Here is a 24854-nt window from a genome sequence, read left to right on the forward strand (position 1 = left end):
ATGCTTGACTCTTGGCTACTCAAATGAGAAATGTTTTTTCACGTCGCTTTTGATTTCCCATGTACAAGACATTCCAGCCGGGAAGGTCACTAAATCTCCTTTACCCATTTTTACTGGTTGTCCGCCATCAGGCGTAACAATGACATCACCTTCTAAAAAGTAACAAGTTTCTTGAGTATCATAAGTCCAAGGAAATTTGGAGACTTCTTTTTGCCAAATCCCCCATTTAAAAACATCCAACTTTTGGAGTGTTTCTTGGCTAGGTTGATGCTCAATTGTGATTTCCATGTAGTTTGTTCTCGCTTTGCTTTTAGCAGTAAGACTGGATGTCTTCTCCACATTTATCTACTAAATAACACAAAGCGCGAAAACGCAAACCAATAAATTGATCATACAGGGGATTGAGCTTACACATAGGGGGGATGTGGGCAATTATGCGACCAAATACCACGATGTCACGCTCGAAAGGACACTGGGCGGGAATCGATTTTGCTATAAGGTGAGCTAGTTTAGGATTATGAATTTCGATAGCATCAATCCACTGACGTAAAGGTTGCAGTAGATCAATTTTAGATTGAGTATTTTTTTGCTGATTACCAATAGGATTAATAACAGCAGACAAGACAATATGTTGGGTTTTAGCCTTTAGCACAGTCATCATATTTAATCTCCTTTGAGAAAATTAAGTATTGAGCATTTTGCAACTTACCATACAATTTATAACCTGAATTTATGGGGAATTTGTGAAAATTGATAATACAGGCACAAAATGGTTAATTTTCAGGAATTTTGTAGGTAAATAGGGGGACTAATTATTATTTAAACTTACGAGAAGAGTAAGAAATGTCCCGTTAAATACAAAATAACAAAGAAAATATAAAAATGGGATTTCTTTAACTTATTAATTGCTGATATTGCAGATAGCAATCCCATATATCAAATTTAAATCTCCAGTTCTGAAACTACACAGTACCCTAAGATGCACTTTTACTAAAAAAAGTTCAGTTTGCTGATGCTATAGCCATATTTCCCAAGGGTTACACTATACGGACAACTGATTTTAGAGTATGAGGTATCAAATAAAATGTCACATAGGCCACATAAGCTGACATGAATATTATTTAATAAGTTCCCAGTTATCCAGTGATAAGCACAAACTAATATACTTATGTCAATGCTTGATCAAAACCCAAAAAACTAGCATACTCTCTTACCAGAAAATGCCCTTTTTTAGCAAAAAAATATCAAAGAGACACGAAAAAACTTAAAAAGTAAAACCTACAAAATATGTCTTAAAAAAGTACGGTGCGGGTGGAGAACGACTAATGACTAATTGACAACTTTTTTCTACCTCCTAATCCCAGCAGCCAGACTAATACTACAATCCAATGGATGAAGACGATCGCCCATAGAGAACCTGTGATGGCATAGGCGATTGTACAACATAATCCTAAAAGTCCGGTTAAGGTAAGAAACATGGGATGAAAAAATGTTGGGAATCCAACTCTGTAGAAGGTTTTGGCATTGAGGGGATGATAGAGGATAAACAGGAGTAAGATAAATCCTGCCCACAATGCCCATCGATACAAGTTAATTACTTCTATGGGATGGGGTAACAGTAAGACACGGAAGACTAATTCTTCGGCGATCGCGGGTGAGATGATTGTCCTTAATATGATCCCCAGTTGTTGGAAGGGTTTGGTAGAAGCAAAACTCCAGGACAAAAAGCCGGAACGCAAGCCCAAAGGTAAGGCGATCGCGCTATATATTAAGACTGTTATCCCCACAACTAGCCAGTCTTTCGCCCTGGGTAACACCAAAGACCCTAGTAATCGGTTCACAATAATGGGGATGGGTGCAATGTTAGTGGAGGGGATCGTGATTTCGCCTAATGCCAATGTGGGCGCAACGGGGGCAATTTCCGGATTTTCTCCGCCAATTTGATTAGTTCGCAGAAACCAGAGTTTACCACCATGTCTCAAGAATAAGGCTGCTAGTTCATCGTGTGCCTGTCGTGGTACCATTGTGCGCCAAGTCGTCAAGGCTGCCCAATTACTGCCATCGCGGAAAGGTTCTTGCCCATTCCCAGTTCCCATAAGATAATCTGCGTTACTTTGCCAGTCTGCACGCACGATCCCCAAGGGTGTTAACCGTTGTTGCAAGGACGAACTCAAACGAACTAACTGCCGAAAGCGTAAAGTTTGGGGATCATTGCCATGATTACTTAACCACTGTTGAATTGCTGGGGTTGTGGCTACTTGTTGAGTAATGACTTGAATAGCACTATAAAGTGCTTGACTGGCATCTTGGACGCAAGAAGTCGCAGGAGTTACTGTCGCACTACCAGTACCATCACCTGTGCGATAGCGTGCCATCATTACTTGCAACTGTCGCTGGAGTTCTGTTAAGGGAGAAAGCTTGATCCCGCCAAAATCGTAGTCTTGAGTGACTGGTGCAAACTTGATTAAGACATCAGAAGTAGGTCTTGTAGCTGCCCACCCCCATTGTAAGTTGCCCATATAGTCTGCCCAAGAATGCCTCCCAGCAATGATCCCATCGGCGTTATTGGCGTAAATTTGTTGATACTCAATAGCAAATTGCAATTCTTTGGTGATGGGATCGCGAACTACTTGGGCTAGTCCAAAGGCGAAGTGTCCGGTGATGGTATATGCAGTACTACCCTCACTTTTTTGACCACCAATTCCCCCAAAGTTATGTAATAAGATAGCGCGATCGCCTTCTTGCCAAGTAGATGCTGCTACTTGTGGTTGGCTAGTTGTGGGATCAAGTAAAACAGTCCTAACTGTACCTTTATCTTGGGGTCTGATGCGCCAATTTTGCAATCTGATGTAATTTAGTCCGGCTTCTGTTCCCAAAATTAAGTGTTGTGGCTGGAGTTGTAAAAGCGATCGCGGTTTTATCCCCTGAACAACAAATATTCCTTGAGTATCTTTAGCTCCATAAATATACCAACCCGCTTGTCCGGCTGGGGATTTTTCTATTTCTCTGGGGGTAGAAGGTGGGATATTGCGCGTATCAAATACCTGTTGGGGAATCCTGATAGTTTCCTCCACACCATCAAAGTCACGAGAGGCTGAACTATAATGACGCACGCGGAAAAAATCACTACCGCAGGGGGGATTCCCTGGACAAACTGGGGGTGCAGGATTGAGGATTTTTACCAAACCGTAGAACCTTCCCGTGGCGATGACAGGTTCATGGGCAATTTGCAGATATGGTTGATTCCCACCTACCAAGTCAGCATCGTCTAAGGTGACAATGACATCATCATTCGGCCTAGCACCTGCCAAGGATTGCAAAGGCCCCACTAGCAAACGCCCATCAAGACGAGACGGATGGATAATTCCCTGGGCTTGACTCTCCCTTGTAGTATCAGTAAAACTTATATTTCGCTGTACTGCCTGTACATAAGACTTTACCTCTGGTTTATCTTGCCATTGCAAACGAATAATTTTACCTACTAAATTTTGCCCTTCTGGTGGTGCGTGTTGGACTTCCATCCATACCCAATCTACCCCCGGCTGTGTCTGCTGCTGATGGGGGAGTAATAATCTACCCACCCACTTACCGACTGGTTGATAAAGCTCAGGGTTGGGGGTTTGGGATGTGGGATAAAATTGCGATTGATTAAATTCCTGGCGTTTGTGAATGGCGTAGTTGCTTTCTGGCTGTGAGGGGCTACTTTCCAGAGTCGGCGATCGCGGGTAAAACAGCAATACAGCGATCGCACTTAGCAGTAATAAAACAACGAAGATCCCAATTCGTAATTTAAATTTTTGACGCGATCGTTGTTTACTTGGCAGTTTTTCATTTTGCATTGCTGTTAAATCATCTAAAAAAAATAATTACAATTATTATTACTAATAGTAGTTTTAACAATATCGTTAGTTATTTTACATACAAATGAAATATTAACGACATAGCTATTTTGTGTGAATTGTGTAAAAAATAATGCCTGAATTAACCCATTATTTCTTAGCAGAATGCTGTAATTGGCTATGTTTATCGTATTATCTCAAGTTGTTTTTGTCACAAACTATGAAAATAATATTACTGTGATCAGCTAAGTTGTTATTAGATTTTTGGAAAAATCGGAATAAATAATTAAATGGATAATTCGCTACATTTTCACTAGTATTGTTAACGTTAATGTGTTATACGGGGTAATAAGTATTTATACAAAAACCAGAAAATTCGGCATTTTTTAATGCGATTTTATTAAGAGAATTTGTCATACAATTTCACCACCAATTTGAAAAATTTCGGCAAAATCATGGTTAACTCTGTCAATACCCGCCCCGAAATTTTATGGCGACAAGTTTGGGGATTAGCCACTTTACTTGCAGCCATCATATTTAGCTGGATGGCTTATGGATTTTATCAGCCGATAATTTTAGAAAAATTAGAATTTGTGGGATTGGTTGGCTGGTTGGGAATATGGCAAGGTTTACTGGTAGCCGTGATAGAACCGATGATTGGTGGACTGTCCGATCACCTCCAACAGCGTTTGGGTAGTCGTTTACCCATGATTAGTATTGGGGTTGTATTGGCTGGTGTAATTTTCGTGGCTGTATCGCTGTTAGTTCAGCAAAATCTATCTACGGGTACACGTTGGATTGTACCGGTTTTGATGACTGTTTGGGTAATTACCATCATGCTTTTTCGCGCCCCGGCGATCGCACTTCTAACACAGTTTGCACCGATGAGTGAACTTCCCCAAGCCAACGCAGTATTAGTATTTGTATTGGGAGGGATAGGCGCTACAAGTCCTATTTTGAATACCTGTCTCCACAACATGGGTGCATCGATTACCTTTCTAGTGGGAGCGATCGCTTTAATGTTAGGCGCATACATTCTACAATTATTTACTCCTAAACATTCGCTGCACATACCTAACCCCAGTCGAGAACAAATAGCTAACACTCCTGTTGAGACGTTCAGTTTGATTTTCATCATTGGTTTAGCCACAGGAATCGAAATTAATCTGCTGTTATCAATATTCCCCCAAGTATTGCAGACACAACTACCCAACCTATCAGTAGAATTTATTGCTTCTGCGATGTTGTTAGTATCGGCGATCGTTTCAGTTCCTTTGGGCGATTGGACAGCACAATTAGGCGCAAATAAATCAATGTTGCTAGGCTTGGGTGCAATGACAGCCTTAATGGGACTGGCCTTGTTAAATGATAGCGATAAACTAGCGATCGTATTCATATTGGCTTTTGGTATTAGCTTCAGCCTAGTTTTTATCAGTATGATTCCCTTGGTATTGAGTAAGGTTCACCCCAGTCGCGCAGGCTTAGGTACAGGCTTGTATTTTGGTGGTAGTGCTGGCGGTACAGCTATCGTATCTCTGCTAATCAAACAACTGGGTAACACATCTATAGGCGCATTTTTATTAGCTGAAGTTGCCTTTTTATTAGTAAGTATGTGCATTATTCTGAGTCATAAATTTCGTTATTAATTCATCCCACGACTACAAAAAAATCGGGCGTTGCAGAACAGGGGGATGAATTTAGACAGGCAGGGGAAGCAGGGGAGGCAGGGGGAGAAATTTTATAACTTGCTAAATCATCCCTCGATTCATCAACACCAAAAATCGCTTCACTCATTTTCGGGAAAACCTGTGAATTTAAAGTCATTGGTCATTGATACTAATGACTAATTATACCAATTTTAGAAAAGAATGGTTACTGAGCGACTTGCCTTGAGCGAAGTCGAAAGTAGTCGAAGTGTGCGACAGCTACACACTCCGAAATCTTTGTTATGTCTAGCTTTTTGAATTCTTCTTAGAAAGGTGTTCATAAGTGAAATTACTCTTTCAATCAAGCAATGGAAATTGAAGAAAATTTCCATTTAAACTTCAGTTTTATCTCTTGAATTTTTCTATAAAAATATTCACAATTTCCTTAAAGGTATACATTGAAATGGATGTGTTGATTTACCGTGGTTAATTTATTAAGTCATGGACGACAATATATTAATTTATTCCTGCTTATATTTTTGTTACTCAATTATTTAATAATGAGTAAAGCAGAAGCCAAAACTGAAGAATATCAAGGTTTATTCAAAATAGGCAACACTTCTGATATAACTTTAAAAGAAACTCCTATAAATACAATTAAGTATGCTCAAGACAAGTTAGAGACTACAAATATTACACAAAACGCAACTACAGAGCCGGTAAAAGTTTTTCCTAATCCTCATGAAATAAATGTTCCTACTCCAATTAATTTACTCGACGAGCCAGATAACGATTTTGAACAACCTAATGTTTCCACTCAGGAAAATATAACTCCAGGTTTGCCAAAAAAAGATTTAGAATTATTTATATTAAATGCACTTACTAATAGTGCTATTAAATATCCTTGGATAATTGATCCCAGAGATAACTTTACCTTTTCTTCTTCAACATTCAATCCATTTAAATACACAAATTATATTGATTTTTCGATCAAATTTTCTTCAGAAGACCCTGCATTTAACCGATTTAACTTTGCCCATTTTCCTAAAAAAGACCAATTTTATTGGATATTACCCGGTAATCGTGTTGTAGTAGAAACTAAAGGATGGCAAAGTGGAGTTTCATACCAAGGAGAATCAACAGATAGTATAAGCAGACAGACAATTAGATTAACTCAGAGACTTTGGGGTATGCAGGCAGTTTTTTCTCTCCCTCAAGGTGTTCAAGAACTAGCAGAAGAAGTCGGTATTAATCAATTTACTGTAGAATCAATTGCGGCAGAAGTGACTAATCCAGTTGGTGTTATTGCTGCTCCTATTATTATCAATAATAGAAATAGTCCAAATAATTCTATAACTCCTCTTGTTCCCAATATCTCATCATTGACTACAGGAAAAGACCCTTTGATTTTACAAAACTTTCCCACAAGTGACTTACAACCATTATTAGGCGAAGTAGGTCTTACTCGTGGCTCAGTGATTTCTCCGGATACTTTAAAACAAGCGGGTTTTATTTGGGGAAATCCATTAACTGGACAAAGAACTAGATTTCAACCTGCAATCACATCTAATCCAGGAATTAAAGTTGGGAATAGAGAGCAATTTGGAAATTTTGATTTATTCAATATTTTACTGAATAGGTCTCTTAGCGAAAATCAAAGAGATTTGTATTACTTAAATTCTTTATATTGGGCTTCTTTAGGCGAAAGACAAAATAATCTAGGAACCAGAAATACCATTCAAGAGTATGACTGGCACAGATTTTATTTTAGTCATCCTCATAATCGGACATTATTAGAGTATGACTCTTTAGAACCTAAGGCAACTTATACTAGTATTTCTAGCAATCCTGGTATGTCTTTATCTTTATCTTTCTCTGAAAGAAGCATAGATCAATTACAAACTGCCAATTCTACATTAGGAATGTTAATAGGAGGTGTCTTTGAGTTAATTGATTTACCAAATATAGAACAAAGTTTGCAAGAAGCTCAAGAACGATTCGCTAGACAAGAAAGTTTTGCAAATTTAGACACAAAAGCCACACCTGAACAAAGACGAAGAATTAACCAAGTACTTAATAGAACGCTGTATTTAGGAAATCGTACTAGTGGTTTAGAACAGGTTTCTGGAAAATTGACTTTTCCCAGTACAATTACAGCCAACAGCTCCAATATATTCCAAATTCGTACAGGTAATCATCGGCGAGCAGTTCAATTCATAGATGGAAAGCGTACTTGGACAGAGGGTGAAACTTTTATTTCCAAAGCCGAAGTTTCTAATAATATTTTTGGTCCTTTGACATCTGTATCTGTACCTCTTCCCGCACCACAACCATCTAATCGCTCATCAGCTGCACAGGTGACTTTAACTGCTCCTAATGGTCAGCAGTATGTTCAAAATTGGAACTCGGGAGATATTACATCTGCTCCTATTGACATTCGTTCTTTTGATATTGCTTTTGACCGCATCGAATTAAGCCAAGACGGTAAACTCAATAATTATTTGCAGACTTTTAATGGATATTTATATTTACCCACTCTAGAAGTTTTATGGGCTGGTTCTTCTGGAAAATGGAATTATAGTCTGAGTTCAGGTATGTGGTTTAATCTAAATGCAGACACTGGATTTAAGATTGCAAATAATTTTGGTGTTTTAGAGCCAACGCTGGGTATTTACACTAATGGAGCATTAAATTATATCAATACTAATATAGAGTTTGATGCTCAAGGACAAACTCAAGCTATTACTAACCACATTCCATCTTTGCAATTTTATTGGAACAGCACAGCAAATTTCCAAAACCCTGCTTACCTAAATTTGAGCTACTTTTTTTCTCACCAAAATAGAAACTTAAACTATTCTCTATCTACAGCATTTATCCTTATAGATAATCAGTCGAGTTTTACCCCATTGGGCTTTATACAAGGAAAATTTGGATTAAATACAGGTTTAGAATTCAACACTTCCCTGGAAATCAGAGATGAGTTATTTTATACCTTAGAAGGGATGATTCCAGTAAATTCTAATTGGTCTATGGGTGCTTATTTACAAAATTTCAGAAATATTGATGTAGGTATAAGAAATCGAGTTAATGATTTTTCGTATGGCTTATTATTCCAGCATAACAATCCTGGTAGCAGTAACTTTTGGAAGTCTCGAATTGGGATAAGTAGAGATAGGTTTGAAGCTCATTTGGAGGGAGGTTTTAGTTTTTGATATTGGGCTTTTCAGATTACTTAATTAGAGATCATTTATAAAGTAAGAATAAAATTACTGTAGAGTGTGTTAGAGGCATATTTTAATCCTGACTTTTCACGTTATGTGGAAAAGCTAACGTAAAACCTAACCCGCTAACCCCCTTCCCTCGCAGGGAAGAGGGAAAATTAAAGCCTCTCTCCTTGTAGGGAAGAGGTACTCTACGAGAAGCGCTGAGTGCAAAGCACACGCTACGCGAACGCTCTATGGAGAGGGGTTTTCCAGATCCCGTGAAAAGTCATATTTTAATCTAGTTCGTTAATAAAAAAATCATATGAAGGCCTAACGCACCGATTGATTGATATGACTTAAGGCTTACTTGATAAATAATTTATTAGACATAAAATCTAACCCTTTTCCTTTAAAGAAAGGGGGTAGATTTTATGTTCAAATTTATTTGAACTATTCTAAACCATCATTACCAACAGCAGCCCTAACAAGTGACGTGAATTCATCTAAAGTGAGATTACCGTACCTGAGTCTTTCAACTACAGTACCCCTAATAGAACCGCCTACATCGTATGGGAGTGGTGCGAGTCCACCAGTATGCAGTGTTAGGCTTGGATATGCTGCATGAGTAATTGGATCTATATATGAAAATGCTGTAACTGTATATGCACCATTGAATCCTGCGAAATAAGTTCCTTTAGGCGCAACTGCTTCAGCCGCAATGGTAGACAAATAAGCGCCAGGAGTAAGATATACTGCTGCGCCTGCAAAGACAGCAGGCTCTCCAGAACTGAAGTCAGAGATAGGATCTTCTATGATTGCTTGGGCTAATACTGGAGTTGATGTAACGGTTAAGCAGGTAATGAAACCTGTTAAAGATAGACTAATTTTAAAAAAAATGCCAGCAGAATGGGAAAGTAAGTTCATATTAGGAAAACCTATGTCTTTAGAGGTTGGAGTTGATTTGCTGAATGTTGTGTAAATAACTCATGATTACTGTATTTGAAATATATTTAAACAACTATCAACCACTAACAAATATATGTGATAATCGTAATTTCATATATGTATATACCTGTAATTAATTGGACATTAAACTATCAATTAAATGGACATAAAAGTATTACTAATATCTTTTTATTAGTGGATAGAGATATAAGAATAGTAGTCTTCAACTAATGACAGTATTTCTCTATTAGTTGAATCGCGGAAATCTTAAGTTGTATCTTTTATAACCCTTATACAGGAAAGATTTGAGAAAGCTATTGAATTAGAACCGCATTTTGTGCAAAACTCTTCCTATCAAGCAACTGCACGTAGCCTTGCTTCGTCACAGGAGTAGGCGGAATTAAGAATATTTGCGATCGCCGGAAAGACTTAACACCTCAAGGTAAAAATGGTGAACAAAATCACACGCCGTAAATTTATCGCAACTGCTTCTTTGGCTACAGGTTTTGCCCTAGCAGTGCAACCCATTTCAGCCCAAGTCATCACTACCGATCGCCAAGGATTGGTAGCTGGTGCAGTAAAAATTCCTGTTCAAGATGGTGAACTCCCTGCTTACAGAGCGCTTCCTGCTACTGGTGACAACTTCCCGGTTGTATTAGTAATTCAGGAAATTTTTGGCGTACACGAGCATATTCAAGACATTTGTCGTCGCTTTGCTAAGTTGGGTTATTTAGCGATCGCTCCCGAATTATTTGTGCGTCAAGGTGATGTGACAAAGTTAAGCAGCATCGATGAAATTCGCCCGATAGTTGCTAAAGTCCCAGATGCTCAGGTATTCTCTGACCTAGATGCTACAGTCAACTGGGCTAAGAAGTCTGGCAAAGGTAATATTGATAGATTGGCGATTACAGGCTTTTGTTGGGGTGGTCGGATTACCTGGCTGTATGCAGGACACAATCCCAACGTTAAAGCAGGTGTAGCTTGGTACGGACGACTCGTGGGTGATAAGACAGAAGTCACTCCCCAGCATCCCGTTGATATTGCTTCTACACTAAAAGTTCCGGTTCTCGGTCTTTACGGCGGTAAAGATACGGGTATTCCTCTGAATACAGTCGAGCAAATGCGTGAGGGGCTAAAAAGCAGCAGCAGTAAATCAGAAATCATCGTCTACCCTGATGCACCCCATGCCTTCTTTGCTGATTATCGTCCTTCCTACCGCGAAACAGAAGCTAAGGACGGGTGGGAACGTCTCCAGGCGTGGTTTAAGCAACATGGTGCATAAATTATAATTCGTAATTCGTAATTCGTAGTTTGTAGTTAACATTGTTAACTACGAATTACCAAATGTATGGCAATTTATCCCATTGATCAGCAACACCAGATTTGGTAGTCAACCAGTTTTTTTGGACGGCGATCGCCAGTCTATTACGGAACTCTACCAAAAAAATTCTGTCGTTTTTAATAATTTATAAAATGGTGTAGATACAATTTATGAATTGTGCCTACAAAGGATTTCGGACAACCGATAATCAATTTCTGCTTATGTCTATTACCTATTAGCAATTATCAAAGCATCTTGCTGGCTTTCCTCGCCACCCATCAGGGTTTAAGGTTTTAATGAATATCCCCAAATTATTACAGTAATGGTGATTATATGAACTTATTGGCTGCAACTACTCCAAAAACATTTAGCTTGTTAAGTATTGGTCAACGCGGAGTAGGTAAAACAGTTTTTCTAGCTGGTAGCTACGCAGAATTAAATCCTGATAATCAATCAGATGCTCCTCAGCAGATGTGGTTTGATTGTCAGGATAGCGAGGTACAAGCAAACCTAGAAAAGATTAAAAACCATGTTGCTCGTACCCATTTATACCCACCTGCCACAATTAAAGTTACTAACTTTAACTTTAGTTTGAAACGTCAAACTCGATCAGATGTGGAAACAGTATGCAACTTTCGCTGGTGGGATATTCCGGGTGAGTCCTGTAATATTCATAATCCTGACTTTCAAGAAATGATCCTGACTTCTAATGGCTGCTGTGTCTTTATTAATGCCCATGCTCTCATTCAGGATCAAGATTACCCGCGTTTACTAGAGGACATTTACAACCAAGTAGCAGCGATCGCTTCCGTTGTTTCTAAGTATAATATCCAATACGCCTTTGCCTTAATTTTAACTAAGTGCGATCTACTCGAACTCAATCAACCTACCTTGTTACAAATTGAGCAGAACTTGCAACCACTGATTACCTATCTTGATTCGTTGAAAGCAACTTATCAAAAATTTTACTCTGCTATACCTATTGTGGCGCTAGGAGGTGTTTCCAGTCTTAAGGCTAAAGGTGCGGCTACTCCACTGCTCTGGCTACTATCACATCTCAACAACTCAGATAATTTGTCACCGTCACAGGATTCAGCAAGTGAATTTAACCAAAAGTCATTTATCAGTCAGATATTACGACCAAAAAACCGCAAAGATTTTGTCATTATATCTTTGGTAGGCGTTGTTTTACTGGGAGCGATCGCTTCACTTTTCTGGGCCTTCAAATCATTTACACCTATTCCCCAACAAAGGTCAACTACAGCACAACCACCAAGCCCAACTCAACAAAATTGATGTTGCCAACTAGTATTCTATAGGTTTTGATAGATTAAGTAACTCCAAAAATTAAATCATTCAATTTCTGGAATCAAAATCACATTTCCTCCCCCTGCTTCCTGTTTCCACACCATAAAAACGCACCCTTTGGGGAAACAAGCTACGCCTAGCGTCCTGATAGGGATGGGATATCTTTTTACTTGGAAGTCGTACCAAGTTGAAAACAATGTGACAGATACTCACGCACATAGCCTCGTTATGTCTGGCTTTTTTAATTTTTAAGTGGTATCACTTAGATTCTCCTCCCCTACTCCCTCGTAGTATGACCACTCTGCTCTTAGGTCAACTTGTATACACTAGCTTTGCTGTCGTGGGATTGAGAACCGTGGCGAGTACAGAAGTTCCCACGGAAATTCAGCAAGCCTTCATTGAAAAGATAGTTTATCAGTACTGGGATGCCTATAATCCACCAGGTATTGGATATAGAGCCGCATATTTATGTCAGGTAACTTCAGAGCATAGCTTGTTTGGTTGGTTATACAACGATGGGCTAGATGACTTCGGTCGCAGTGATGTTCCCTATTTCCTCTGTTACTATTTAGCAGGCAAACTACAGCCAAGCCAACTCGAAAAGATTTGTATTTGCTTATGCACTGGGCCATTAACACTCATAGATAGACAAAAACTGCCAGTTTCTCTAGAAAGCTTGGTAGGACAGGACTTGTGGAGTTATCAACCTACCCGTGCTGGGGTGAAGATTCCTAGACAGATGATTGAGCAAAGTCAGATTTCTCTCCAGCAGGGAGAATTGCTCAATTTGTTTGTGTTTACATTTGAGGAAGAAATCAAAGATATTTCAATTGCTGATCGGCATTTATTTTTTGCCAGTAGACAGAAAACACGTATACTTTTTCCTCCTGCAACCCCCGATCAAACCATCATCCAGCAAGACTTGCCTGCGGCAATACGAATAGAGGAAGATGATCACCAGATAATTACCACTAAAACTAGCTTCATAGATAGCCAAAAAGCCGTTTTTCTTTTCTCCAGAAAATTGACTTTGATGCTGGGGATCATGGCAACCATTGCTTCGCTGCTCACTTTAAACTATTTTCTGAAAGTTGCACCTTTTGCTGCTACCGTCCAAAAATCTCCAGATGCTATCCCGGCTCAAAATCCTACCTTAGAGCCGAAAAGCTTGAGTCACACTCAAACTTTATTTGGTCATGTAGATGCAGTGTGGTCTCTTGTTCTTACCAGCGATGGGAAGACTTTAGTTAGTGCTAGTGCAGATAAAACTATTAAAGTTTGGAATGTAGATACAGGAAAGGTTATATCCACACTTCAAGGACATACCGACGTAGTGAGGGCGATCGCTCTCACCTCAGATGGCAAAACTTTGATTAGTGGGGGTGGAGACAATAAAATTAAAATTTGGAATCTCCAGAAATTCCATCTCAAGAGAACCCTCATTTCTGCTTCCGTTCCCGTTTGGTCTGTTGCTATCAGTAGCGATGGACAGACTCTAGTCAGTGGTCATGAAGATGGTAGCATCAGAATTTGGAACTTTCCCACCGGGCAACTCCTCCGCACAATTAAAGGACATGAAGGTAGGGTTTTCTCCGTGGCTATGAGTCCTGATGGAGAAACTTTTGCTACAGGAAGCATTGACAAAACCATGAAAATGTGGGACTTGTATACAGGTGGCCGCCTCCACACGATCGCCCAACAAGATGCTGTGAGATCAGTTATTTTCAGCCGCGACGGTAAGAAACTCGCCAGTGGTAGTTGGGATAAAACCATTAAGATTTGGAATATACAAACTGGTCAATTGCTTCATACCTTAGTTGGGCATACCTCACGGGTAGTAACCCTAAGTTTGGGATTTGATGGACAAACTCTTGTCAGTGGAAGTATTGACAACACGATCAAAATTTGGAATTGGCAAACTGGTGAATTACTGGACACCATTGCTGGTCATTCCGATTGGATTTTAGCGATCGCCACCAACCCGGCAACGCAAATTTTAGTCAGTAGTAGCAAAGATCAAACAATCCGAGTTTGGCAACCACCGATCAGTAGATAAATTTAGCATTACTACGTTCACTTTCTCGTCACATTTAGTAGCCAACCTGAAGATAGAACCATAGTTTAGAAAATAAAATATGAATTTATTTTCGATTGATGAATTGGCAATTTTAACCGCCGCACCCAAAAAAAATTGTGTTTCTATCTATATGCCGACGTATCGGATGACGGCTGAAACATTACAAAACCCAATTCGGTTTAAAAATTTGATCCGAGAAGCTGAGGAAAAGTTGATTGAGGGTGGGTTGCGTCCTCAGGATGCTAGGGACTTGTTAGCACCGGCTCAAGAAATAGATGAGTTTGAGTTTTGGCAACATCAAAGTGACGGTTTAGCAATTTTTATTGCTGAGGACTTTTTTAGCTATTACTGTGTGCCTATTGATTTTGCCGAATTGGTTGTAGTTAGCGATCGCTTCCACCTCAAACCCTTAATCTCTTTGCTCACAGGTGATGGTCAGTTTTACATTTTAGCCCTGAGTCAAAATCAGGTACGTTTATTCCAAGGTACTCGCTACAGCGTCAATGAAGTGGAACGCTATGCTATGCTCCTGTACCCTTGCTCAAACTTGGTTGCCACTCATCCAAAATATCCTTAAATAAGACTTCTTGGATCCAAGTTTTGGCAACTACTGCTAGTGGTAAAGCTAAGAGTAATCCTAAGGCTCCAAAAAGAGTCACGAAGACAATCTGCGCTGTTAGGGTGACAGCAGGTAATAGGGCTACTTGTTTTGCCATGATTGCCGGAGTGAGCCAATAGCTTTCAATATTTTGAATCACGATATATAAAATCAAGACGGCGACTGCTTTCCAAGGTGCATCCAGAAAAGCGATCGCCATTGGTAAAAATACGCTTAAAGTCGGGCCAATGTTAGGAATAAAATTGAGTAAGCCTGCTAATACTGCGTGAGCTAATGCCAGTGGTACTTGTAGAATCCATAGCCCGACTCCACTAAGAACACCAATAAATAACATTTCAATTAAAGCGCCAATTGTCCAATTACCTAAACCTGTGGCGCAAAGAGTGAGAATTTTATCTACCCTATGGCGGTAAAAGGCCGGAAAAAATCGGATAAAAGCTCTGCGGTATGGCTGGGGATTTGCCAGCAACATTAAAGTTAGCACTATGACTAATAAGGTTTCTAAGATTGCCGTTACTGAGGTAGAGAATAAAGCGATCGCCTGCTGTGTTAAACTCGTAGCCCAAGGCTGTAGTTGTTCAATTAAACTATTGATGTCAGGAATTTCTGGTAAATAGGTGTCTACAATACGTTCTTCTAACCAGTTGATACCCTGTTGAATTTGATTAATCCCAGTTGGTAAAAGTACTAACAATTGCCGAAACTGCTCGATAAATGGCGGCACAATCAACAAGAAAGCACCAAATAAAAATGTCACGACAATACTCAGACTCAAAAAGACTGCCCAAATCCTTTTGATTCCCGACAACTGAAGTCGCAAAACTAGTTGATTAATTGCTACTGCCAATACTACAGAAGTAAACAACAATAGCACTAACTGCCGAATTTTCCAGATTATATAAAGTGAAATAATTAGTGCTAGTAAACCCAAGCATTGCCCTAGTTTCATCTTGTTCATCTCCTATGCTGTTTGGAATTTTGTCTCATGTCAACTCCGACAAAACCAATGGCGGCCGCTATGGCAAGTAAAATCCCAGGATTAAATAAAATTACAAAATTAGTACTCTGTTCATACTGCCAACGCAATAACCACAATCTGTCATTCCCAATCGTGAAAGAAGGCACTCTTAAAATAGTGAACAACACAAGCAGCAATAATGCAAATACAATCAAGCTAAGGAATATTGACAAACTAATTTTAAACCAAAGCCAGAAAAGCTTATAGATTTTTTGTGTTGACATGATTAAAATAATTAAATTAAAATTTACATCCAATTTTTAGATTTGTGCAGAATGTAACATCGCAATATTTTCAGTGTGCTGGTGAAATGTGAATATAAAATGACAGCAAATTTAGCTAGATTCGTCACATTCTAGTCACATTTGTTTTTCATGATAAAAAGTAATCACAATAAATCTATTTCCTGACTTTATAATTACCATCTTTAGAGCTTAAAGATTATTTCCAATGATAGATAAACCATAATATGGCTATTTTTATTTAATTACAAATTAATTAGGGGGTTTTGATTTTTCTAACTCTAGTTATATTCGGTAAATTTTTAATTGTTTTATATCTAACTTTATCCTTCTGAGATCACCCTATGAATTTACAGAATCTTTTGCACTGGATTTATGTTGCGGGAATGGCAATTGGTGCGTTGCATTTTTGGTCGCTTAGTCGAAATCCGCGTGGTGTGCCGCAACATGAATATTTGGTAGCGATATTTATCCCTATCTGGTCGGGACTGGCTTATATGGCAATGGCAATAGACCAAGGTAAAGTTGAGGCGGCTGGTCAAGTTGCCCACTATGCCCGTTATATTGATTGGATTGTCACTACACCATTATTACTGCTAGCCCTTTCCTGGACAGCAATGCAGTTTACCAAAAAAGATTGGACACTCATCGGTTTTTTAATGAGTACTCAGGTAGTGGTGGTGACTTCTGGGTTGATTGCAGATTTGTCGGAACGAAATTGGGTGAGGTATCTGTGGTATATCTGCGGAGTTTTCGCTTTTCTCATTGTTCTTTGGGGTATTTGGAGTCCATTACGTGCCAAAACGAGAACTCAAGGGACAGAATTATCTAATTTATACGATAAGCTTGTTACTTATTTTACAGTGTTTTGGATTGGCTACCCAATAGTTTGGATTATTGGCCCTAGTGGTTTTGGCTGGATAAACCAAACTATGGATACATTTTTGTTTTGCCTACTTCCCTTTTTTTCCAAGGTAGGATTTAGCTTCCTGGATTTACATGGCTTACGTAATCTGCAAGATTCGCGGCAAACCACAGGCGATCGCTTTGTGGAAAATACTTTCCAGTTCGTAGAAAATATTACATCATTCGGCAAGTCACAACGCCAATCTTCACGTAGAAGAGTTTGATATGAAAGTGGAGTAATTAGTTATATTGACGACAAAGGAAAAATTAAATTCTCAATGCCATTTTCATCCGTGGAGTGTGCAACAGGGAGAAAGCGGAGCGAAAAACAGTATTACAAGCTGAGTTTTCAGTAAAAATGAGGTGCTACAACTAACGGTGGATGTAAAACATGACTAAATCCATCAGTATAAAGTGGAATTTCCATAACTTCCTTGTTCATTTCCAGCATCATATTTTATGAACAAAAAAATCATTTTTCTAACTTCAGCTTTAGGACTAAGTGTACTGACGGGAGCCTGTCAGCCTGCGGCGGAAACCCCAACAACAGCACCACCAGAAGCTACACCAGCAAGTCCAGTACCCGCAGTACCACCTGCAACTCCACCTGCAACTCCAACTACTCCCTAAAATGTCTCACAATTTATGACCAGTTGTAGAGGCGTTACAATTTAATGTCTCTACATTGACTATTTCCTCACGCAGAGCCGCAGAGGTACAGAAAGAAAGAGTTAAATCAGTTATCAATGAACAGTAAACAGTTCCCAAGCTTATGGTGTGGTGTGATAGGGTATCAACGTGTTCCACTCTCATGGTCGGGGACTGATAACTGTTAAACCCCTACGACCCCTCAACCAGTGTTTTTTGATTTATATCCAAACTACAGACAACAACTGCTGATACTGGGTGAAGTTGACCGATAGGTGCTGGCTGCATATCACGATAGTCTAATATTTGCACAACAATCAGATAGGCGATCGCTAAAATAATCGAAATAGCCCCTGTAATAATTGCCACAATTCTTTTACGGTTCATTACTACTTCCTAACAATGCAAGTTATGGGTATATATTTATATTCACATTTTCAATAATACTCCGCCCAGCCTTACCAATTGAACCTCCCTCTGCACTCCTCTGCGTTTAAAAATAAATTTACCCGATATAGCTTTGATTTCTCACTTTCCAGACTCTTGCAGAGATAAACTGTTTGATAAACAAGATACTACAAGCAATTCGTTCAGTCTGGCGAAAGCCCAAAACATCTTGTACCAACCTATAGAATGTTCTTTTACTATTAGCTTTAAACTCTGGAAACATCACCAAAGCCTTTTCTAAGAACATTAAATATTGTTTATAGTCAACAAACAAAGCCTCTCTAGCTAAATCAAAATATGATTTTGCTAAAGCATGACGATACTTCATGGAAAGTTGATTTTTCTGCAATAATTGCTGTTCTAGCTTCTTTAATACTAAATGATGGCTTTTTAACCAGCGAGCTTTAGAAGAAGTAGATACTGTGACAGAACCATAGCGCCTGTAAATAGCATAGCAGCCTGATTGATAAACAACTTTAGCTCCATTCATGACCACGGAAAGGAAAAAATCTCTATCCTGTGCAGCAAGTAGACTTTCATCCCATCTATCACTATTTTCTACTACATTTCTCTTATACATTAACGCAGCTAAAGCAACCCACCAATTAGCTAGTAAAGCAGCTAAAATATCCTCTTGCGCTTCTGAGATTTCTATCTTATCTAGAAAACTGGAACCGTCAGGTAAATGGCGTTGATGTCTCCAGTCGCCATAAACAACATCTGCACCTGTAGTTTCTAAAAAACTGACCTGTCTTTCTATCTTTTCAGGTAAAATATAATCATCCGCATCCAAGTATTGAATATATTCTCCCTGAGATAAATCAAAACCTCTATTTCTGGCATGATTTCCTCCTTTTTGGGGATAACTCCGCCAAATAATTTCATTTCCAAAACTTTTGATGATCTCTAAGGAATTATCTGTAGAACCATCATCAATGACAATTATTTCAACATCAGAATAGGTTTGTGTTAAGCAACTTTCGATTGCTTCGCCTATCCATTTTTCAGCATTAAAACAGGGTATAATTACTGAAACTTTTTTGGGCATATATACTAATCCTATATAGGACACAATAGCGGTACATAAATGCCTTGGTTAAAGCCAATATTTTCTCAATGACTAACTCAGGTTAATTAATGTTTTAATTTATAATTACGAATTACAAATTTTAGTCCCGATTGATAAACTCTAGCGGCAACACGAGGCACTATTTGCAGAGGATCTAGTTGCATTGACCAACATAAATTGTAAAAAGCTTCACGTTTTAGACCAAGTTCATAACATTTGTTAGCGTGTTCATAGACCAACTTAGCAAACATTTGTGGATGGGCTTGGAAAAGTAATTTATGTTTATGCACTAGCCGTAAAAAGCTTTCCTGGCGAAGCATGGGATTACGTGAAACTCTTTGCCCTCCGTGGTTATATAACTGGTAAGTAATGATGGGTAGACCGATAATTGAGCAAGCAGGGTTGAGTCGTAAAAAGAGTTCTGAATGAACGCGCGATCGCATTTCTTTGTCCCAACCACCGATCTTTTGCAGCACTTCACGCTCAACCACTAGGGTTTGCTTAGTATTGTAAGATTGATCGGGTTCGATTTCTTCGAGAAAGAAATGGACACCACGGGGTCGGAGTGGTGGCGGTAAACGTTGACCAAGGACTTTTCCTTGAGCGTTGACTTCTTCTAAACCCGATATCACCGCCACAGGTGCGGGTAAGGATGTTTGCGATAATGCCTCTAATGATACCTCTGCCATCCGGGGGAGGAGGCGATCGTCATCATCTAAAAAGGCTACCCATCGACCAAGGGCGGCTTCTAGTCCGACGTTACGCGCTCCTGCACCACCATGAGACTGCAATAAACGAATCAACCGCAACCGGGGATGACTAGGTAAGTCTATCGGCTGTGTAGACGCATCATCAACTACAATCACTTCTAAATCCTCCATAGTTTGCTCAAGCGCACTTTGAACAGCATGAGTCACTAAATGAGGTCGGTTATGAGTGGGAATGATAATGCTGAGTAGGGGATTGCTCATTTTCCATGTTTTAATTTATTGATTGATGACTTGCCATGTACGTGGTTGGTAAAATAAACATCTACTGATAGTTTTGTTACTCTTCACAGTAAATCTAAAAGATTCAACAATATCAAAAGACTCTACACCTCGTCTGATATATATTTTTGCACTGTAGACACCAGGAACAAAGGAGCAGTATGGCATATACATTTGGATTTCTGATGTTCCTGGAATAATTGTTAAATCTTGGCGATCGCTATGAGAGGTTATGTATTGAACCAATCCATTTTCCCCTGACAAAGCCGTTACTAGTATACCTAAGTTTGCTTGCTCTATTTTTTGGTAAGACTTGCATTCTACACACAAATAAGCAGATTCACCGGAAAACGGCGCTTCTAATAAATTACCCTGTTCATCCCTAAAAAAGACAGCAGTAATACCTAAACCTAGACTCTCGGCTTGTGGCTTTTCCGGTAAAATCATTTTTCCTAAAGCACTTTCAGATCCACTTAAACATAGGTCTTCTTCATATTTACGAATTACCGCTTCCGTCTCACCAGATGTAATCAATTGACCTTTTGATAAATAAATTGATGAATCACAAACGTTGAGGATACTATGGGAGTTATGGGAAACTAATATAAAAGCTGTGCCATTTTCCCGCAGTTGTGCTAATTTACGATGACATTTAATTTTAAATTTGGTATCTCCCACTGCGAGAACTTCGTCAATTAATAAAATATCTGGTTCTACATGAACTGCACAAGCAAATCCTAATCTAGCAGCCATTCCAGAGCTATAGGTTTGTACAGGTGCATCAATAGCATCCCCAATCTCAGAAAAATCTATTACCTCTTGAAATCTCTCGGCAATTTTTTTAGTAGATAGACCCAGAATTGCCATATTTGCATAAATATTTTCTCGCCCTGTCAAAATAGGATTAAATCCTGCTCCCAAGGCAATTAATGGAGCGACTCTACCTCTCACTTTCACGGAACCGGTGTCAGGTTTAATCAAACCACTAATGATCCGTAGCAGTGTACTTTTACCAGCACCATTTGAGCCGACTAAACCTAATGCTTCTCCCCGTCGTAACTGAAAGCTGACATCTTTGAGCGCCCAAAACTCTTTTCGACGCAATGTATCACTGTTTCTATTACCTCCGGATAATTCGGCGGTAATATCTTGAAGACCATATAATAAGGATTTTTTTAAGTCTCTACAGAATTTTTTAGAAACATTATCAACTGAAATTAATAAATCAGTATCTTGAGAATTTACGTAATTTTTCGGCTCTATTAACTTAATCATCATTAAGAACTAACTCTCTCAACCACAAAAGGCATAGCTAAACGAAATCCAACCCAAGTTATAAATAATGCTGCTAAAGTCATTACACTTACTAACCAAAAACCATGAGGATTGCTTATTATTCCTGTCGTGGCTAATTCTCTTGTTGTTACTAGTAAAGGAGTGACAGGGTTAAAGTTAACCAACCATCCAAAGGTTCCGGATTTGGGAATTGGATAAATTACAGGAGTCAGAAACAACCAAAATCCTGTAATTAGGGATAATGCTTTGGAGACATCTTGATAGAGTACCCCTAGTGGGGCTAATAAAATACCAATAAATGTTCCCAACAAAACTAAATGAATTAAGGGAACAGGAGTTAAAATCACCGTCCAATTTGTGGGAATACGAAACCAAATAAATAATCCCACAATTAAAATTAGCTTGATGGCAAAGTTAAAAAATACTTCACCTACCTTTGCTAAAATCAGTGCTTCTCGTGGAAAGTTAACTCTGGCTAACATAGGTCTTGCTGCTGACACCGCTTGCACAGGCCCATTTAAAGCTTCAACAAATGTCTGCCATAATGCAGTGCTGAACATGACATAAGCTGGGTAGGGTAAATCGGTGACACCAACATTAAATACTTTGGCTTCATTGGCTAGGGTAAAACTAGTAGCCATGATAATTGGTGGTAAGAAAGCCCAAGCAATTCCTAAGAAGGATTGGCGATATTGAGCGCTGATATCCCTGACCATCAATCGCCAAGCCAGTTCACGAGAAGCTAGCAAGTCTCGCCACATGAGTTTGAATAATTGTATGGGATGCCTGAGTGTGCTTTCAGGCTGATAAACTATCTCAGGCAGCATGATTGAAGAACCTCATGATTTATGATTCGTAATTTGTAGTTATTGCAGATTTTGCAAATGTTTTTGAGCGTAGCGGGTAGTCATGTAGCGGTTAACTACCTTGTCTATCGATAATAGGAGTTTTCCTGCTACTCGCCAGCCAAATTTACCAATAGGTAGTTTACGGACAAAAGGACTGATAATCGCCATTTGTCGTCGCCATCCCAGGCGTTTGTATTTATTTTGGAAATACTCATCTTTGGTAAGGTTCCACTTTTCACTCAGGCGTTGCAGGCTGGAGAGTTCCCAAGCATCACTCCAACGCAGCATATAGTAATTGATGTCTGTCGGCTCTAGAGGTTTGCTGGTGATGTAAGTCATGACTGATTCTGGTTCTAGGTAGACGCTACCACCAGCTTCGGCTACTAAGATACACAAATCGACGTGTTCTTTGGTGTTCAGCAGTGCTTCATCCAACAGACCAATTTGTGAAAATATCTCTGTACGTACCATCATGCAATGAAACTCTGCTAGTCCGGTTTGTTGACGTTGCAGCTGAGGGCGGATATCTGCTACTTTCCGGCCTTGTTTATAAATCTTCTCTATAATCTTGCGTTTGGTATTTTCGCCTTGAGTTTCTACCTTAATTCTCGATTCTCCACCAGCACAATGTACTTCTGTATGTAGGGGTGAACCTTGGCAAATCAAGGGACTAACTATGGTTGCGCCTGTTTCTTCTGCACACTGCACTAAAGGCTTAAGCCAGCCAGGGGTGACGACTACATCGTTGTCAATGAAGACGACATATTTGCTGGTGACTTGACGCAGACCAAGGTTGCGGGCATGGTTGGGAGAGAGATAATAATCTGTGCGAATTAGCTGAAATTGCTTTTGCTGTGCTTGTTCTGTCAAATAATTCTGGATATGGCTGGGGGAACCACCATCTATGTAAATTAATTGGAATGGATAATCACTATGTTCGTAAATGCTTTCTAAGGCTTCACGGGTACAACTGAAACGTTCCCGTGGAGAAACAATGATTGTTACTTCCGGGGCAGCGATCGCTGATGAGTTTGTCATCTCAATCAATATCCTTTGGTATTATGGGGTGAGAAATCAAGGCAATTTTGTCTGGTTTATTTCAGAGCCATTGCTGAAGCGAAAACTGGCTCTTGAATAGAGAAATCATTCGTCATCACTTGACGATAAATTTGTACTAGCTCATAATTGAGCTTGCTCATATCATAGTGGGATTCTACATAAGCATGACCAGCACGCCCCATTGATGACCAAATGGCTGGATGTTCTATCAAGTCAATGAGTTTTGCAGCTATAGCTTCAGGATCTCTTTCTGGTACGAGAAAACCAGAAATTCCATCTTGAACTAGTTCGGGAATACCACCGTGAGTAGTAGCTATGACTGGTAAACCCATAATCATTGCTTCTTTTAAAGTGTTGACTGGAGCATCTTGATTGCCATCTTTGGCTGTAACACTGGGAGCTATGAAAATGTCTGATTGGTCAAGTATATCAATAATTTCTGGTTGGGTTTTCCATCCCACTAACTTGATTTTATCAGTTATATTTAATGACTGGATTAGTTGTTGTAAAGTTTCTTTTAATTCTCCATCTCCAATGATTTTATATTCAATATTTGGATAAATTTTTGCGACTTGAGCAACAGCACGAATGCTATATTCTATACCTTTTTTTTCAATCAGCCGACCAGTGGTAGCAATGCGGATTTTTCCATCGTCATGAAGATATCTTTCTTTAAAAGGAAAGCGACTACAATCTATCCCTGAACCAAGCACTACAATTTTTTCAGAGTCACAACCCAATTCGATGGCTCGATTTTTAAAAAATTCGCAGTTGGTGAGAAAAAAATCACCCTTAGCAAATAGTTGTTCATAAACATTTTTCCCATATTTCTGCACAAACCAACTAATATCATAGCCACGAAAAGAAGTAATTAATTTACCTTTAATAGCACCAATGTCACGCAGAATCATGGCATCTAGAGCAAATATACCAAATTGACAATGAATAATGTCATAAGCTGGAAAGTTTAACATTCGGAGCGTCAAGTATAGTAAGCGCAAGGAAGCTGCGCGTCTACCATATTTAAAAAAGTTAAGCGATCGCAGAATCACTAAAGGCGCTTTATGGAAATTAGTAGCTATTAGTTTTATCCCTTGAAAAACTCGCCACACATAATTTTGGGGAATGTGTGGTTGATTATGTGCTATCTCCAATAAATGATAGTTTTCTACATCTGGATGTATTTTATAAAATTCATTTTGGCTGACGTTCTCCATACTATAAATAGCAACCTTATGTCCACGGAGAATTAACCCAATGATTTGATTTACAATAAACGTTTCTGAAATAACGGGGAATTTACCAACTATCACAGCAATTCTCATATCAATTCATCCCTTGTTATCAGCTTAAATATACATTGATTTGTTT

Annotated in this window: 20 protein-coding genes; 8 read left to right on the forward strand and 12 right to left on the reverse strand. The window is 39.1% G+C overall.

What is annotated here, in order from left to right; translation table 11 throughout:
• Positions 1 to 15: 15 nt before the first annotated feature.
• From H6G18_RS08545 to H6G18_RS08555, 3 genes are all read right to left on the reverse strand, one after another.
• Entirely contained in the window at positions 16 to 288 is a 273-nt protein-coding gene (locus H6G18_RS08545) for a cupin domain-containing protein (protein ID WP_190406664.1), read from the reverse strand.
• Positions 289 to 310: 22 nt separating this feature from the next.
• Positions 311 to 658, reverse strand: coding sequence for a Mo-dependent nitrogenase C-terminal domain-containing protein (locus H6G18_RS08550; RefSeq protein WP_190406690.1), 348 nt, complete (start codon positions 656 to 658; stop codon positions 311 to 313).
• A 664-nt stretch (positions 659 to 1322) separates the two neighbouring features.
• The gene (locus tag H6G18_RS08555; RefSeq protein WP_190406665.1) at positions 1323 to 3839 is read right to left on the reverse strand and encodes a CPBP family glutamic-type intramembrane protease; all 2517 of its coding nucleotides are present in this window, start codon (positions 3837 to 3839) and stop codon (positions 1323 to 1325) included.
• A gap of 455 nt (positions 3840 to 4294) precedes the next feature.
• Between H6G18_RS08555 and H6G18_RS08560 the strand changes: the two genes are divergently transcribed.
• Both H6G18_RS08560 and H6G18_RS08565 read left to right on the forward strand, forming a co-directional pair.
• Positions 4295 to 5485: an MFS transporter gene (locus tag H6G18_RS08560; RefSeq protein WP_190406666.1), complete on the forward strand. Its 1191-nt coding sequence runs from the start codon at positions 4295 to 4297 to the stop codon at positions 5483 to 5485.
• 560 nt (positions 5486 to 6045) lie between these two features.
• Positions 6046 to 8700 (forward strand): hypothetical protein, encoded by a 2655-nt coding sequence (locus H6G18_RS08565; RefSeq protein WP_242040234.1) that lies wholly within the window; start codon positions 6046 to 6048, stop codon positions 8698 to 8700.
• A 441-nt stretch (positions 8701 to 9141) separates the two neighbouring features.
• On the opposite strand, the gene H6G18_RS08570 is transcribed toward H6G18_RS08565, so the two are convergent.
• Positions 9142 to 9615 (reverse strand): hypothetical protein, encoded by a 474-nt coding sequence (locus H6G18_RS08570; protein ID WP_190406668.1) that lies wholly within the window; start codon positions 9613 to 9615, stop codon positions 9142 to 9144.
• Positions 9616 to 10087: 472 nt separating this feature from the next.
• Between H6G18_RS08570 and H6G18_RS08575 the strand changes: the two genes are divergently transcribed.
• From H6G18_RS08575 to H6G18_RS08590, 4 genes are all read left to right on the forward strand, one after another.
• A complete protein-coding gene (locus H6G18_RS08575) occupies positions 10088 to 10918 on the forward strand; it encodes a dienelactone hydrolase family protein (RefSeq protein WP_190406691.1) in 831 nt (276 codons plus the stop codon).
• 372 nt (positions 10919 to 11290) lie between these two features.
• A complete protein-coding gene (locus H6G18_RS08580) occupies positions 11291 to 12253 on the forward strand; it encodes a hypothetical protein (protein WP_190406669.1) in 963 nt (320 codons plus the stop codon).
• Positions 12254 to 12557: 304 nt separating this feature from the next.
• Positions 12558 to 14321, forward strand: a complete 1764-nt coding sequence (locus tag H6G18_RS08585) for a WD40 repeat domain-containing protein (protein ID WP_190406670.1) — start codon at positions 12558 to 12560, stop codon at positions 14319 to 14321.
• A 79-nt stretch (positions 14322 to 14400) separates the two neighbouring features.
• Entirely contained in the window at positions 14401 to 14919 is a 519-nt protein-coding gene (locus H6G18_RS08590; protein ID WP_242040235.1) for a baeRF7 domain-containing protein, read from the forward strand.
• Here H6G18_RS08590 and H6G18_RS08595 read toward each other — a convergent pair.
• Complete coding sequence (locus H6G18_RS08595) at positions 14864 to 15910, reverse strand: AI-2E family transporter (protein WP_190406671.1); 1047 nt, start codon at positions 15908 to 15910, stop codon at positions 14864 to 14866. The genes H6G18_RS08590 and H6G18_RS08595 overlap by 56 nt on opposite strands.
• 655 nt (positions 15911 to 16565) lie before the next feature.
• On the opposite strand from H6G18_RS08595, the gene H6G18_RS08600 reads away from it, so the two are divergent.
• Positions 16566 to 17351, forward strand: coding sequence for a bacteriorhodopsin (locus H6G18_RS08600; protein ID WP_190406672.1), 786 nt, complete (start codon positions 16566 to 16568; stop codon positions 17349 to 17351).
• A gap of 235 nt (positions 17352 to 17586) precedes the next feature.
• The gene (locus H6G18_RS08605) at positions 17587 to 17757 is read left to right on the forward strand and encodes a beta-Ig-H3/fasciclin (protein WP_190406673.1); all 171 of its coding nucleotides are present in this window, start codon (positions 17587 to 17589) and stop codon (positions 17755 to 17757) included.
• A gap of 210 nt (positions 17758 to 17967) precedes the next feature.
• Here the strand turns inward: H6G18_RS08605 and H6G18_RS08610 are convergent, their stop codons facing one another.
• The 7 genes from H6G18_RS08610 to H6G18_RS08640 form a co-directional block, all read right to left on the reverse strand.
• Entirely contained in the window at positions 17968 to 18162 is a 195-nt protein-coding gene (locus tag H6G18_RS08610) for a hypothetical protein (RefSeq protein ID WP_190406674.1), read from the reverse strand.
• A 118-nt stretch (positions 18163 to 18280) separates the two neighbouring features.
• Positions 18281 to 19270, reverse strand: coding sequence for a glycosyltransferase family 2 protein (locus tag H6G18_RS08615; protein ID WP_190406675.1), 990 nt, complete (start codon positions 19268 to 19270; stop codon positions 18281 to 18283).
• Between the two features lie 86 nt (positions 19271 to 19356).
• Positions 19357 to 20262, reverse strand: coding sequence for a glycosyltransferase family 2 protein (locus H6G18_RS08620; protein WP_190406676.1), 906 nt, complete (start codon positions 20260 to 20262; stop codon positions 19357 to 19359).
• 15 nt (positions 20263 to 20277) lie between these two features.
• Positions 20278 to 21555 (reverse strand): ABC transporter ATP-binding protein, encoded by a 1278-nt coding sequence (locus H6G18_RS08625; RefSeq protein WP_190406692.1) that lies wholly within the window; start codon positions 21553 to 21555, stop codon positions 20278 to 20280.
• Between the two features lie 2 nt (positions 21556 to 21557).
• Complete coding sequence (locus H6G18_RS08630) at positions 21558 to 22403, reverse strand: ABC transporter permease (protein ID WP_190406677.1); 846 nt, start codon at positions 22401 to 22403, stop codon at positions 21558 to 21560.
• 39 nt (positions 22404 to 22442) lie between these two features.
• Entirely contained in the window at positions 22443 to 23462 is a 1020-nt protein-coding gene (locus H6G18_RS08635) for a glycosyltransferase family 2 protein (protein WP_190406678.1), read from the reverse strand.
• A 56-nt stretch (positions 23463 to 23518) separates the two neighbouring features.
• Positions 23519 to 24808 (reverse strand): colanic acid biosynthesis glycosyltransferase WcaL, encoded by a 1290-nt coding sequence (locus H6G18_RS08640; RefSeq protein ID WP_190406679.1) that lies wholly within the window; start codon positions 24806 to 24808, stop codon positions 23519 to 23521.
• Positions 24809 to 24854 lie beyond the last annotated feature (46 nt).

The sequence above is a fragment of the Anabaena subtropica FACHB-260 genome, assembly GCF_014697105.1.
GTDB lineage: Bacteria > Cyanobacteriota > Cyanobacteriia > Cyanobacteriales > Nostocaceae > Trichormus > Trichormus subtropicus.

Bases quoted from the DNA above. Each gene is read 5' to 3' on its own strand.
- H6G18_RS08545 (WP_190406664.1), bottom strand. From the start codon at position 288: ATGGAAATCACAATTGAGCATCAACCTAGCCAAGAAACACTCCAAAAG.
- H6G18_RS08550 (WP_190406690.1), bottom strand. From the start codon at position 658: ATGACTGTGCTAAAGGCTAAAACCCAACATATTGTCTTGTCTGCTGTT.
- H6G18_RS08555 (WP_190406665.1), bottom strand. From the start codon at position 3,839: ATGCAAAATGAAAAACTGCCAAGTAAACAACGATCGCGTCAAAAATTT.
- H6G18_RS08560 (WP_190406666.1), top strand. From the start codon at position 4,295: ATGGTTAACTCTGTCAATACCCGCCCCGAAATTTTATGGCGACAAGTT.
- H6G18_RS08565 (WP_242040234.1), top strand. From the start codon at position 6,046: ATGAGTAAAGCAGAAGCCAAAACTGAAGAATATCAAGGTTTATTCAAA.
- H6G18_RS08570 (WP_190406668.1), bottom strand. From the start codon at position 9,615: ATGAACTTACTTTCCCATTCTGCTGGCATTTTTTTTAAAATTAGTCTA.
- H6G18_RS08580 (WP_190406669.1), top strand. From the start codon at position 11,291: ATGAACTTATTGGCTGCAACTACTCCAAAAACATTTAGCTTGTTAAGT.
- H6G18_RS08585 (WP_190406670.1), top strand. From the start codon at position 12,558: ATGACCACTCTGCTCTTAGGTCAACTTGTATACACTAGCTTTGCTGTC.
- H6G18_RS08590 (WP_242040235.1), top strand. From the start codon at position 14,401: ATGAATTTATTTTCGATTGATGAATTGGCAATTTTAACCGCCGCACCC.
- H6G18_RS08595 (WP_190406671.1), bottom strand. From the start codon at position 15,910: ATGAAACTAGGGCAATGCTTGGGTTTACTAGCACTAATTATTTCACTT.
- H6G18_RS08600 (WP_190406672.1), top strand. From the start codon at position 16,566: ATGAATTTACAGAATCTTTTGCACTGGATTTATGTTGCGGGAATGGCA.
- H6G18_RS08605 (WP_190406673.1), top strand. From the start codon at position 17,587: ATGAACAAAAAAATCATTTTTCTAACTTCAGCTTTAGGACTAAGTGTA.
- H6G18_RS08610 (WP_190406674.1), bottom strand. From the start codon at position 18,162: ATGAACCGTAAAAGAATTGTGGCAATTATTACAGGGGCTATTTCGATT.
- H6G18_RS08615 (WP_190406675.1), bottom strand. From the start codon at position 19,270: ATGCCCAAAAAAGTTTCAGTAATTATACCCTGTTTTAATGCTGAAAAA.
- H6G18_RS08620 (WP_190406676.1), bottom strand. From the start codon at position 20,262: ATGAGCAATCCCCTACTCAGCATTATCATTCCCACTCATAACCGACCT.
- H6G18_RS08625 (WP_190406692.1), bottom strand. From the start codon at position 21,555: ATGATTAAGTTAATAGAGCCGAAAAATTACGTAAATTCTCAAGATACT.
- H6G18_RS08630 (WP_190406677.1), bottom strand. From the start codon at position 22,403: ATGCTGCCTGAGATAGTTTATCAGCCTGAAAGCACACTCAGGCATCCC.
- H6G18_RS08635 (WP_190406678.1), bottom strand. From the start codon at position 23,462: ATGACAAACTCATCAGCGATCGCTGCCCCGGAAGTAACAATCATTGTT.
- H6G18_RS08640 (WP_190406679.1), bottom strand. From the start codon at position 24,808: ATGAGAATTGCTGTGATAGTTGGTAAATTCCCCGTTATTTCAGAAACG.